General features: G+C 72.8%; 14 protein-coding genes. 9 read left to right on the forward strand and 5 right to left on the reverse strand.

Annotated features, from left to right (window positions below; genetic code table 11):
- Positions 1-36 precede the first annotated feature (36 nt).
- The 3 genes from AB0G50_RS28245 to pdxH form a co-directional block, all read right to left on the reverse strand.
- Positions 37-318 carry a hypothetical protein gene (locus AB0G50_RS28245; protein WP_360114132.1) on the reverse strand — a complete coding sequence of 94 codons (282 nt, stop codon included), beginning with the start codon at positions 316-318 and terminating at the stop codon, positions 37-39.
- A 146-nt stretch (positions 319-464) separates the two neighbouring features.
- A complete protein-coding gene (locus tag AB0G50_RS28250) occupies positions 465-1,736 on the reverse strand; it encodes an MFS transporter (RefSeq protein ID WP_360114135.1) in 1,272 nt (423 codons plus the stop codon).
- 65 nt (positions 1,737-1,801) lie between these two features.
- Entirely contained in the window at positions 1,802-2,458 is a 657-nt protein-coding gene (gene pdxH / locus AB0G50_RS28255; protein WP_360114138.1) for a pyridoxamine 5'-phosphate oxidase, read from the reverse strand.
- 613 nt (positions 2,459-3,071) lie between these two features.
- On the opposite strand from pdxH, the gene AB0G50_RS28260 reads away from it, so the two are divergent.
- Positions 3,072-4,181, forward strand: coding sequence for a citrate synthase 2 (locus tag AB0G50_RS28260; RefSeq protein WP_360114141.1), 1,110 nt, complete (start codon positions 3,072-3,074; stop codon positions 4,179-4,181).
- Here the strand turns inward: AB0G50_RS28260 and AB0G50_RS28265 are convergent.
- Positions 4,142-5,116, reverse strand: coding sequence for a hypothetical protein (locus tag AB0G50_RS28265; protein WP_360114144.1), 975 nt, complete (start codon positions 5,114-5,116; stop codon positions 4,142-4,144). The two genes, AB0G50_RS28260 and AB0G50_RS28265, sit on opposite strands and share 40 nt — an antisense overlap.
- A 95-nt stretch (positions 5,117-5,211) precedes the next feature.
- On the opposite strand from AB0G50_RS28265, the gene AB0G50_RS28270 reads away from it, so the two are divergent.
- The 8 genes from AB0G50_RS28270 to AB0G50_RS28305 all read left to right on the forward strand — a co-directional run bounded on the left by AB0G50_RS28270 (position 5,212) and on the right by AB0G50_RS28305 (position 11,691).
- Positions 5,212-6,027, forward strand: a complete 816-nt coding sequence (locus AB0G50_RS28270; RefSeq protein ID WP_360114147.1) for an ABC transporter ATP-binding protein — start codon at positions 5,212-5,214, stop codon at positions 6,025-6,027.
- Complete coding sequence (locus AB0G50_RS28275) at positions 6,024-6,821, forward strand: ABC transporter permease (protein WP_360114150.1); 798 nt, start codon at positions 6,024-6,026, stop codon at positions 6,819-6,821. The genes AB0G50_RS28270 and AB0G50_RS28275 overlap by 4 nt, the downstream gene beginning before the upstream one ends.
- Positions 6,776-7,816 (forward strand): histidine kinase, encoded by a 1,041-nt coding sequence (locus tag AB0G50_RS28280; RefSeq protein ID WP_360114153.1) that lies wholly within the window; start codon positions 6,776-6,778, stop codon positions 7,814-7,816. The genes AB0G50_RS28275 and AB0G50_RS28280 overlap by 46 nt, the downstream gene beginning before the upstream one ends.
- Positions 7,813-8,412, forward strand: a complete 600-nt coding sequence (locus AB0G50_RS28285; protein WP_360114156.1) for a response regulator transcription factor — start codon at positions 7,813-7,815, stop codon at positions 8,410-8,412. Before AB0G50_RS28280 ends, AB0G50_RS28285 begins: the two co-directional genes overlap by 4 nt.
- A gap of 133 nt (positions 8,413-8,545) precedes the next feature.
- A complete protein-coding gene (gene serC / locus AB0G50_RS28290) occupies positions 8,546-9,679 on the forward strand; it encodes a phosphoserine transaminase (RefSeq protein ID WP_360114159.1) in 1,134 nt (377 codons plus the stop codon).
- Between the two features lie 241 nt (positions 9,680-9,920).
- Positions 9,921-10,799 (forward strand): septation protein SepH, encoded by an 879-nt coding sequence (gene sepH / locus AB0G50_RS28295; RefSeq protein ID WP_360114312.1) that lies wholly within the window; start codon positions 9,921-9,923, stop codon positions 10,797-10,799.
- 105 nt (positions 10,800-10,904) lie between these two features.
- Positions 10,905-11,267, forward strand: coding sequence for a hypothetical protein (locus tag AB0G50_RS28300; protein ID WP_360114162.1), 363 nt, complete (start codon positions 10,905-10,907; stop codon positions 11,265-11,267).
- Positions 11,260-11,691 carry a hypothetical protein gene (locus AB0G50_RS28305; protein WP_360114165.1) on the forward strand — a complete coding sequence of 144 codons (432 nt, stop codon included), beginning with the start codon at positions 11,260-11,262 and terminating at the stop codon, positions 11,689-11,691. The genes AB0G50_RS28300 and AB0G50_RS28305 overlap by 8 nt, the downstream gene beginning before the upstream one ends.
- A 10-nt stretch (positions 11,692-11,701) precedes the next feature.
- On the opposite strand, the gene AB0G50_RS28310 is transcribed toward AB0G50_RS28305, so the two are convergent.
- The gene (locus tag AB0G50_RS28310; RefSeq protein WP_360114168.1) at positions 11,702-11,941 is read right to left on the reverse strand and encodes a hypothetical protein; all 240 of its coding nucleotides are present in this window, start codon (positions 11,939-11,941) and stop codon (positions 11,702-11,704) included.
- Between the last annotated feature and the right edge of the window lie 52 nt (positions 11,942-11,993).

Here is an 11,993-nt window from a genome sequence, read left to right on the forward strand (position 1 = left end):
CGAGCCGCCCTGGGTGGGCGGCTCGGGCCGGGGACGTCAGTCGGGGGTCGGGATGGTGGTGTCGGGTGGTGGGGTGAGTGCGGGTGGGAGGCCGGCTCGGGCGCGGAGGTCGGACTCGGCCTGGGCCACCGCCTCGTCCAGGGCCGCTCGGAACTCGGCGATCTGGGACAGTTCGAGGTGGACGCAGTCGTAGTCCTCGGGCGGGTGGACCTCCACCGCGCCGCGGGCGACGGTCAGGGTGAAGACCTCGTCCTCCGGGCCTTCACAGCGCAGCAGCCACTCGCGCCTCGGCGTGCGCGGCATGATCATTTTGTGCATGGTCTTGTCCCCACGAGGAATGTGTCGGGCCAGTGCGGAAGTCGGCCGACTCTCGGGATGGGGACGAGTTTTCGCGTGATCGCCGCTCGTCGCGTGCCGGAGTGCTGATGCCTGCGACCAGGTTACGACCAGGTGTTCGAGAGAAGCTAGTGGAGTGCCCCGATCGTGTGATCGGGATCCGGGGTGAACCGGTACCGCCACACGGCCGGGATGAGCAGCACCGACACCGCCGTCGCCACCACCACCAGCACGCCGCCGAACGCCGTCGCCGTACCCGGCCCCACCAGCGCGCCGGTGGTCCCGTGCAGCAGGTCGGCCAGCCGCGGCCCGCCCGCGACCACCACCACGAACACGCCCTGCATCCGGCCGCGCATCTCGTCCGACGCGGACTGGAGGATCGCGCTGCGGAACACCATGCTGATCATGTCCGCCGCGCCGCCGACCGCCAGGAACAGCACGGCGAGCCACAGCGCGTGGGACAGCCCGAACCCGACCATCGCGAGACCCCACGCGACCACCGCCAGCACGATGCCGACGCCGTGCCGCAGCACCCGCGAGGTCCACCCCGACACCAGCCCGCACAGCAGCGCGCCCAGCGGGATCGCGGCGAACAGCCACCCCAGCGCCAGACCGCCGCCCGGCGGGTCGCCGAAGGTGTTCTCGGCCATCTCGGGGAACAGCGCCCGCGGCATGCCGAACACCATCGCGACGATGTCCAGCACGAACGACGCCAGCAGCACCTTGCGCCCGGCCAGGTAGCGGAACCCGTCGAGCACCTCGCGCGCGCCCGCCCGCCGGACCACCCCGTCCAGCGGCGGCAGCGGCGGCAGCTTCCACACCGCCCAGATCGTCAGCGTCAGCGCCACGGCGTCGACCAGGTACAGCGTCGGCAGCCCGACCACCGGCATCAGCGCGCCCGCGAGCATCGGCCCGAACACGCCGCCGAACGTCATCACGGTGGCGCCCAGCGCGGACGCGGCCGGTATCTGCTCGGCGGGCACGAGCCGGGCGATGGACGCGGTGCGCGCGGGCGCGTTGGCCGCGAAGAAGACCTGCTGCAACCCGAGCAGCAGGATGATCAGCCACACCGAGTGCGAGTCGAACGCGGCCTGGAGCCACAGCAGCACGGACGTCACCGCGATGCCGCTGTTGGTCAGCACCAGCAGCTTGCGCCGGTCGACCACGTCCGCGACCGCGCCGCCGTAGAGCCCGAACACCAGCAGCGGCACCAGGGCCACGCCGGCGGCGATGCCCACCCAGCCGGACGAGCCGGTGATGTCGTAGACCTGCTTGGGCACCGCGACGGCGGTGAGCTGGCTGCCGACCGCGGTCACGATCGTCGACAGCCACAGCCGCCGGTACGCGAGCACCTTCAGCGGCCGGGTGTCGATCGCGATCCTGCCCAGCAGACGCTTCACGAAATTAGCGTACGACAACTAATGGGGCACGGGCCGAGACGTCCGCCACCGCCCGCGATGCGGGACTACGGCGCGACGCGCTGGAGCTCCCAGCCGTCCCGACCGAGCCGGAAGCGCAGCCGGTCGTGCATGCGGTCGCGCCGGCCCTGCCAGAACTCGACCTCCTCGGGCCGGATGCGCCACCCGCCCCAGTGCGGCGGCACGGGCACCTTGTCGGCGTCCGCGAACTGCCGCTCGATCTTGTTCAGCGCGCTGTCCAGAGTGGACCGCCCGGAGACGACCCTGGACTGCGGCGAGGCCCACGCGCCCAGCTGCGACCCGCGCGGCCGGCTGTTCCAGTAGGCCGCGGTCTCGGCCGCGCCGACCTTCTCGACGGTGCCGCGCACGTGCACCTGGCGCTGCATCGCGAACCACGGGAACGTGGCGGACGCGTACCGGGTCGCCATCAGGTCGTGGCTCTTGGCCGAGGTGTAGTTGGTGAAGAACACCAGCCCGCGCGCGTCGAGGCCCTTGGCCAGGACGGTGCGCGAGGACGGCCTGCCCTGGGGGTCCGAGGTCGCCAGGACCATCGCGTTCGGCTCGGACAGGCCGGCGCCCGCCGCCTGGTCCAGCCACAGCTGCAACGTCTCGTGCCAGGTGCCCAGCAGGTCGCTCTCCGTGAGGGAGCCCTGCTCGTAGGACACGCGCATGGACGGCAGCGCGATGTTCGTGGTCTCCGTCATCCCGACCTCCCGGAGCAGGCACTTGTGGCACCTCAGTGGTCCGCCGACCGTACGGGTTCGGACTCGCCTTCGGAACCGCCCCCACGGTGATGAGTGCCACCCGGTTCGTGACGGTCGGTGTGAATCGGTTCACGGAATCGAGCAAGGGATCGAGTCAGAAGATCAGTCGACCCGGGATCGAGGTGTGACTCTCCGTCTCGGATGGCCCGCGTCGGCCCGGATTTCACCCGCGCGCGCCGCCGCCTTCCACCCGCCCGGGCGAAGGCGTCCACAGTGGACTCGCACCGCGCGGGCGGCCACCGCTGTTTCCCCTTTCCGCGGAACGACTATTCCGCGTGAGGGGTACGAAAATCACTTCGTGTTTCCCGGCACCCCGCCGACCCGGTGGTCGAGGCCGCCGGACACGCCCGCCCGCGCGCCCCGGACGACCCGCGCGACCACCGGAAACACGGTGCTCACCCGGCGGAAACACACCCCCGTCCGTCCCACCCGTTCTGAATCGTTGCCTGGATCGTGACCGACGCCACGGATCGCTGCGATTGCCAGTGCGTTCCCGGGGGAGCAAGGTTTCTCCAACCCTTTCGTCTCATCTCGTGGACAAGGAGCGCACAGCGTGGTGCAGACCGAGGACGGTTTCCGGCCGGGATTGGAAGGGGTCGTCGCCTTCCGCACCGAGATCGCCGAGCCGGATCGCGACGGTGGCGCCCTCCGCTACCGCGGAGTGGACATCGAGGACCTCGCCGGCAAGGTGACTTTCGGCAACGTGTGGGCATTGCTGGTCGACGGCCGCTTCGGCGCCGGCCTGCCGCCCGCCGAGCCGTTCCCGATCCCGGTGCACACCGGCGACGTCCGGGTCGACGTCCAGGCGGCACTCGCCATGGTCGCGCCGATCTGGGGCTACTCGCCGCTGCTGGACATCACCGACGGCCAGGCCCGCGAACAGCTCGCCCGCGCCTCGGTGATGGCGCTGTCCTACGCCGCGCAGTCGGCCCGGGGCATCGGCCGGCCCGCCGTGCCGCAGCACCGCATCGACGAGTGCCGCACCATCACCGAGCGCTTCCTGACCCGCTGGCGCGGCGAGCCCGACCCGGCGCACGTCCGGGCGCTCGACGCGTACTGGGTGTCGGCCGCCGAGCACGGCCTCAACGCGTCCACGTTCACCGCCAGGGTCATCGCCTCCACCGGCGCGGACGTGGCGGCGGCGATGTCCGGCGCGATCGGCGCCATGTCCGGCCCGCTGCACGGCGGCGCGCCGGCGCGGGTGCTGCCGATGATCGAGGAGGTCGAGCGGACCGGCGACGCGCGCGGCGTGGTGGCCGGGATCCTCGACCGCGGCGAGCGGCTGATGGGCTTCGGGCACCGGGTGTACCGGGCGGAGGACCCTCGGGCCCGCGTGCTGCGGCGCACCGCGCGGGAACTGGGCGCGGAGCGCTACGAGGCCGCCGACGCGCTGGAGAAGGCCGCGCTGGCCGAGCTGCGCGACCGCCGGCCGGACCGGGCGATCGAGACCAACGTCGAGTTCTGGGCCGCGGTGATCCTGGACTTCGCGCAGGTGCCGCCGCACATGATGCCCGCGATGTTCACGTGCGCCCGCACGGCCGGCTGGTCCGCGCACATCCTGGAGCAGAAGCGCACCGGACGCCTCGTGCGCCCGTCCGCGTCGTACGTGGGACCCGGCCCGCGTCAGCCGTCCGAAGTGGACGGTTGGGACGAGATCGGCTGACCCTCGGGACGGCGCCCGAGCCTCTTGGGCGCCGTCCGCCTGGCCAGCGCCACCCCGGCGAACGAGCCGGCCACCGCCCACAGCACGCCGGAGCCCACCACGCCCGCGATGCGCACCGGTGAGCCGTCGCCCAGCAGCAGCACGCTCACCAGCAGCGCCACCGCGGTCGCGCCGAACAGCCCCCGCCGGATCGGGATCCGCGCCAACGGGTCCTCCTCCCGCGCGTGGAGCTCCGCGGTCAGCTCCAGGACCCGGGCCCGCTCGACCTCCAGCGCCCGCTCGACGTCCTCGCGCACCAGCCGCTCCTCGCGCTGCCGGGCCAACTGCACGTCCAGCAGGTCCTCGACCTCGCCGCGCTCCTCCTCGAACCCGGTGCGCAGCTCCGCGAGCCGGTCGCCCGCGGCGTCGACCTGCGCGATCACCTCACCGATCAGCTTCACCTGGTCGTTGAGCAGCCGCACGGCCTCCTGCTCGCGGTCGCGGGCCGCCTCGACCTCGGCGAGCCGGGTCTCCAGCGCCTGCACCTTGTCCCGCTTGCGGCTGATCCGGCCGCGCAGGTCGGCCGCCTGGTCCACCAGCTCCTGGCAGCGCTCGGCCCGGCGGTCCCGCTCGGCCCGCGCGGCGGCGTCCCGGCTGCGCCACACGCCGAGGTCGTGCCGGTGGTCGTCGGTGAACAGCTCCAGCGCGCGCGTGCCCCAGGTCGGGGCGACCACGACGGCGCGTCCGCGCAGCACCCGACCGCGGGCGGCCCGCCAGGCCTCCCACTCCTCCGGCGGCACGGCGCACGAGGTCAGCAGCAGGTCCAGCTGACGCCTGCTCGGCAGGCCCCGGAAGCCGGCCGCGGCGCCCGGCACGTCGGGCGCGCCCGACCGCGCGTGCAGCTCCGCCAGCAGCTCGCCGAAGCGCGCCGCGGTGTCGACCTCGTCCGGAACCACTCCGGAGCCCCCTCACCGTCCACCGATCGGTGGACAACCGGTGTCCATCTTCGGGTCGTCCCGCCCGACCACCGTCGCGATGAACCATTTTCGACATGAACGCGATACGAGTTCGGGACTTGCGCAAGTCCTACGGCGGCCGTCCGGCGGTCGACGGGGTGGCCCTCGACGTGCGGGAGGGCGAGGTGTTCGCCCTCCTGGGGCCCAACGGCGCGGGCAAGAGCACGACCGTGGAGATCCTCGAGGGACTGCGCAGGCGCGACGGCGGCGAGGTGACCGTGCTCGGCGCGGACCCGGCGACCGCGCCCCGGTCGTGGCGGGCCGACATCGGGATCGTGCAGCAGTCCGCCACCGACCTGGCCGAGACGACGGTGCGCGAGGCGGTGCGGCACTTCGCCCGCTACTACCCGAAGCCGCGCGACCCGGAGGAGGTGGTCGACCTCGTCGGGCTCACCTCGCAGGCGGGGGTGCGGGCGGGTCGGCTCTCCGGCGGGCAGCGGCGGCGGCTGGACGTCGCGCTCGGCATCGTCGGCCGGCCGCGGCTGCTGTTCCTGGACGAGCCGACCACCGGCTTCGACCCCGAGGCGCGCCGGCAGTTCTGGCGGCTGGTGCGGCAGCTCTCCGGCGACGGCACCACGATCCTGCTGACCACCCACTACCTGGACGAGGTCGAGGCGCTGGCCGACCGGCTCGCGGTGGTGGCCGCCGGACGGGTCGTCGCCGAGGGCACGCCCGCCACGCTCGGCGGCCGGGACCGCGCCGAGGCGCTCGTGTCGTGGACCGACGCCGAGGGGCCGCGGTCGCGCCGCACCGCGCGGCCCGGCGAGCTGATCCGCTCGCTCGGCGAACCCGCCGACCTGACCGTCACCCGCCCGACCCTCGAAGACGTCTACCTGGAGCTGATCGCGTGAGCACCCTCGAACTCGGACTGGCCCGCGGCGGCGTGGAGCTGCGGCAGTTCTTCCGCGACCGGGCGGGCGTGGTGTTCACGTTCGCGCTGCCCGCCTTCATCCTCCTGCTGCTGGGCAACATCTTCGACGGCCCGCTGCCGGTTCCCGGCGTGTCGATGGGTCAGGTCTACGCGGCCGGACTGGTCGGCGCGGGCATCATCTCCACCTCGTTCATCACGCTCGGCGTGGGCGTCGCGCAGGACCGGGAGAACGGCACGCTCAAGCGGCTCCAGGGCACGCCGGTGGCGCCCGCGTCGTACTTCCTGGGCAAGATCGCGCTGGTCGCGCTGCTGAGCCTGGCCGAGGTCGTGCTGATGCTGGCGATCGGCGTGTGGCTGTTCGACGTGCACCTGCCCACCGACCCGTCCCGCTGGCTGACCTTCGCCTGGGTGTTCGTGCTCGGCGTGGTGTCCTGCTCGCTGCTCGGCATCGCGGCGAGCGCACTGGCCCGGTCGGCGAGCAGCGCGCCGGCCGTGATGAACCTGCCCTACATCGGGTTGCAGTTCATCTCCGGGGTGTTCATCCAGCTACCTTTGCTGCCCAAGGCGATGGTGACGGTGAGTTCGTTCTTCCCGCTCAAGTGGGTGGCGCAGGGGTTCCGGTCGGTGTTCCTGCCCGACGGCATGGCGTTCCAGGAGGCGGCGGGGTCGTGGGAGCACGGGAAGACGGCGCTGGTGCTGGGCGCGTGGTGCGTGATCGGGTTGGTGTCGTGCCTGCTGAGCTTCAGGTGGACGACCGGGCGCAATGGCGGCTGATCGGGGTCGCCGGCCTCGGTGTCACGATCGTGATGGTGTTGCTGGACCGGCACTCCCTCGGCCGCGAGCTGGCCGCCGTGGGGGTGCTGCTCCTCATCGCGCTGCTGCGGCTGAGCCGGCCGAAGTTCTTCCTCGTCGGCTCGTTCGTGCTGTTCGCGGTGGCGGTGTGGCTGTCGTTCCAGTCCACCTACGTGCTGTTCGCGGTGCTGCCGCAGGTGTACCGGGACCTGCCGCTGCGCCGGGCGTTCCCGGTGATGGTGGCGTTCGCCTTCGTGCCGTGGGTGATCGGCTACGTGCAGACCGGCGACCCGCTCGCGATGCTGCTGACCTCGCTGCTGGTGATCGTGTTCTCGCAGCTGTTCGCCTGGGCGCTGACCGCGATCGTGGACCGCAACGAGGAGATCGCCCGGCTGTCCCGGGAGGCGGGCGTGGCGGCCGAGCGGGAACGGCTGTCCGCCGAGATCCACGACACGCTCGCCCAGGGGTTCACCAGCATCGTCACCCTGGTCCAGGCCGCGCAGGCCGACCCGGCCGCCGCCGACCGGCATCTGGAGCTCGCGCTGCGCACCGCGCGGGAGAACCTGGCCGAGGCGCGGTCGCTGGTCGCCGCGCTCGCGCCGGCCGCGCTGGACGGCACGCTCGCCGACGCGCTGGAGCGGCTCGTGGCGCGGCTGGAGGAGGACGGGATCACCGGTTCCTTCTCGGTGACCGGCGCCGCGCCGCTGCCGACGTCGGTCGAGGTCGTGCTGCTGCGGGCGGCGCAGGAGGCGCTGACCAACGCGCGCCGGCACTCCGGCGCCTCGCTCGTGGTGGTGGACCTGGAGTTCGGCGCCGCGGCGGTGCGGCTCACCGTGCACGACGACGGTGTCGGCGTCGGCACGTCGGCGGAGGGTTTCGGGCTGCGCGGCATGCGCGCCAGGGTGGAGCAGGTCGGCGGAACCGTGTCGGTGTCCGATTCGGACGGCGCGGTCGTGGTGGTGGAGGTGCCGAGGTGATCAGGGTGCTGCTGGTGGACGACCACCCGGTCGTGCGACAGGGCGTGCGCGGCATGCTCGCGTCCGCCGAGGACGTCGAGGTGGTCGGCGAGGCCGGGTCCGGCGCGGAGGCCGTGGTCGCGGTCGGCGACCTCGCGCCGGACGTGGTGCTGATGGACCTGCGGATGCCCGGCATGGACGGTGTCGAGGCCACCGCGCGGATCGCGTCGACGTGCCGGGTCGTGGTGCTGACCACCTACGAGACCGACGCGGACATCCTGCGGGCGGTGGAGGCGGGCGCGGCCGGGTACCTGCTGAAGGACTCGTCGCGCGAGGAGCTGGTCGAGGCGGTCCGCGCGGCGAGCCGGGGCGAGACGGTGCTGGCGCCCTCGATGGTGCGCAAGCTCGTCGTGCGCCGGCCCGCGCTCTCGCCGCGCGAGATGGAGGTGCTGCGGCTGGTCGCGCGGGGACTGTCCAACGTGGAGATCGGGCGCGAGCTGTTCATCGGCGAGGCGACCGTGAAGACCCACCTGCTCCGGGTGTTCAACAAACTCGGCGTGTCCGACCGGACCGCCGCCGTGACCACCGCGCTGGACCGAGGCCTGCTGGGACGGTGACGCGCAACCGTCCACTCGACGGGTTCGACGTGAGCCGGGACACCCGGCCGTCACCCCCCGGCCACGCGGCTGCAACACTGGGAGCCCGGCAACGGCGCCGGTCAGGTTGTCCCCGTACCCGGAGGCCCCAGCGATGACCCAGACCGCCGATCCGACCACTTTGGTGCTCCCCTCCGACCTGCGGCCGTCCGACGGCCGGTTCGGTTGCGGTCCGTCCAAGGTCCGTCCCGAGGCCCTGGCGGCCCTGGCGTCCGAGGGCGCCGCGCTGCTCGGCACGTCCCACCGCCAGAAGCCGGTCAAGTCGCTGGTCGGCAAGGTCCGCTCCGGGCTGCGCGAGCTGTTCTCGCTGCCCGAGGGCTACGAGGTCGTGCTCGGCAACGGCGGCACCACCGCGTTCTGGGACGCCGCCGCGTTCGGCCTGGTCCGCGAGCGCGCGCAGCACTTCACCTACGGCGAGTTCTCCTCGAAGTTCGCCAAGGTCACCTCCGACGCGCCGTTCCTGGGCGACTCGATCGTGGTCAAGGCCGAGCCGGGCGGCGCGCCCGAGATCGCCTACGCCGAGGGCGCCGACCTGGTCGGCTGGGCGCACAACGAGACGTCGACGGGTGTCGCGGTGCCGGTGTCCCGGCCCGCGGGCTCGGAGGGCGCGCTCGTCGCGATCGACGCCACGTCGGGCGCGGGCGGCCTGCCGGTGAACGCCGAGGACTTCGACGTCTACTACTTCGCGCCGCAGAAGTGCTTCGCCTCCGACGGCGGCCTGTGGCTGGCCCTGATGTCGCCCGCCGCGCTGGAGCGGGTCGCCGAGATCGGCGCGTCCGGCCGCTGGGTGCCCGAGTTCCTGTCGCTGACCACGGCGCTGGACAACTCGACCAAGGACCAGACCTACAACACGCCGTCGCTGGCGACGTTGTTCCTGCTCAACGACCAGATCGAGTGGATCCTGGGCAACGGCGGCCTGTCCTGGGCCGTGGAGCGCACCGCCGACTCCTCGTCGCGGCTGTACTCGTGGGCCGAGGCGACCTCGTACACCACCCCGTACGTCACCGACCCGGCGTACCGCTCGCAGGTCGTGGGCACCATCGACTTCGACGACTCGGTCGACGCGTCGGTGGTGGCCAAGGTGCTGCGCGCGAACGGCGTCGTGGACGTGGAGCCGTACCGCAAGCTCGGGCGCAACCAGTTGCGCGTGGCGATGTTCCCGGCCGTGGAGCCGGCGGACGTGACGGCGCTGACCAAGGCGGTCGACTGGGTCGTCGGACAGCTCTGAGGGCTTCCGGTGGGACGCGGGGGTGGGTACCTTTCGGGTGCCCGCCCCCTTCGACTGTCCGAAAGCTTTTCGGGTCCGACCCGTCGCCCGAGGTGAACCTCGCGGTAACGGACGTGCGGACACGAGCGACATACGGCAAGATCACGTGAAGATATCGGTGGACACGGCGAGCCTCCCGGGTCAAGGCGGCACGCCGGATTAACGTCGGCACCTGGCGAGGTGAAGTCAACGGGAGGCCATGATGCGAGCGCTGCGGGTCATCGGGCTCGAAGACGACGGCAAGACCGTCATCCTCGAGGACCCCGATCGCGGCGAACGCTTCGCGCTGCCCGCCGACGAACGACTGCGCGCCGCCGCGCGCGGCGACCTCACCCGACTCGGCCAGATCGAGATCGAGGTGGAGAGCCAGATGCGACCCCGTGAGATCCAGGCGCGCATCCGCGCCGGCGAGTCGGTGGACCAGGTCGCCTCGGCGGCCGGCATCCCGGCCCACCGGGTGGAGCGGTTCGCCTACCCCGTCCTGCTGGAGCGGTCCCGCACCGCGGACCTGGCGCAGCGCGCCCACCCCGTCCGGGAGGACGGGCCGGACGTGCAGACGCTCGGCGAGGTCGTCGCGCACTCGTTCGGCCTGCGCGGCCAGGAGTACGCCGACGTCAGCTGGGACTCGTGGCGCGGTGAGGACGGCCGGTGGGTCGTGCAGCTGCACTGGACCGCGGGTCGTTCGGACAACCGGGCGCACTGGGCGTTCCACCCCGGCGCGCACGGCGGCACGGTCACCGCGTTGGACGACGCGGCGGTCGAGCTGATGGACCCGAACCCGAACCGGACCCTGCGGACGGTGCGGCCGGTGACGCAGCTGGCCCGCCAGGCGCTGGAGGTGGAGAAGGAGGCGGAGCCGGAGATCCTCGTCCGCGAGGAGCCGACACCGCCGCCACCGCCACCGCCCGTCCAGGAGCCGGAACCCGAGCCCGTACCGGTGGCCGAGGAGCCCGCGCCGGAGGCGACGAAGCCGCCGACGCCACCGCGCAAGGACCCGCCGCCCAAGCGCGGCAAGAAGAACCACCCGATCGTGCCGTCGTGGGAAGACGTCCTGCTGGGCGTCCGGTCCAACCGGGGCTGATCTTCACCCGAAGGGGGCTCACCTGACCGGTGAGCCCCCTTCGGCGTGTCGGCGCGGGGTTTGTCGCGGTGGGTGATCGGGTAGTCGCTGCGCATGGTGGGTCGTGTGGTCGTGGGGACGGCGCTGGGCGCCGCGCTCGGGGCCGCCTGGTGGGGGTTGCGGGAGTTCATCGCGTCCGGGCGGATCTGTTCGAAGGACGACTGGGACTGCCTCGCGATGGCCCTGTTCGCCATCCCGGTGAGCCTGCTCGTCGGGCTGGTGGTGGCGTGGGTCGTGCTGTGGGCGGCCCGGGTCGAGCGGCCCCTGGGCATGGCGGCGGTCGGGGTGGTGTTCACCGCGGTGCTGACGCTGCTGACGGTGTGGGTCTCGGTGCCGGCGAGCGCCGTGCTCGCGGGCGCGCTGGGGTTCATGCTCGCCGCGCCGGTGACAGCCAGGCACCCCGTGGGCCAGACTGCCGCTCGTGACTGACACGCCGCGTCCCACGGCGGGCGCCTTCGCGTTCAAGCTGCTCGTGCGGGTCGTGCTGTCGGCCGTCGTCGGGTCGGCGTTGTTCGTCGCCTGGATCGCGGCCTACCGGGCCGGGTGGCTCGACCGGGTGGTGAACGACACCTCGTTCGGCCAGTTCCTGCTCGTGGTGATCATCGGGCTGCCGGTCGCGCTGCTGGTCAGCGCGCTGCTGACCGGTCCGGTGCTGTGGGTCCTCCGGGTGCGCCCGGTGTGGCCGATCGTGCTGCTGGGCCCGGTCCTGGTGGGGCTCGCGAGCTGGTTCCAGGTGCCGGAGAAGTTCCCGGCGCTCGGTGACCGGTGGACGGCGCTGACGGTCGTCGCCGGTGTCGCCTACGGGCTCGCCGGGCTGCTCACCGCGCCCGCGATGCTGCGCGCCAAGCGCTAGGCCGCCTGAGCTAGTCCGGCATCGGAACCTCGTCCAGCACGTCGGGCGACACCCCCTCGAAAACGCACCAGTCGGCCGCCTCGGCGCGGTCGACGGGTGTCGCGTGCTCCGGCCGCACCCCGTCCAGCGCGTCCCAGCCGTCCGGCGCGAACACGTGCAACCTGCCGCCGCGCACCGCCAGCAGCCGACCGCGCGGGAACGCCATCGAGGGCTCCCCTCGCAGGTAGCGGACGTCCATCCCGACCTCCATGGCTTGACCTCCACCGGACTTGAGAGTGCAAGGTGGGGGAAAACAGGATGCC

The sequence above is a fragment of the Actinosynnema sp. NPDC020468 genome (genome assembly GCF_040642015.1).
Classification (GTDB): Bacteria; Actinomycetota; Actinomycetes; order Mycobacteriales; family Pseudonocardiaceae; genus Actinosynnema.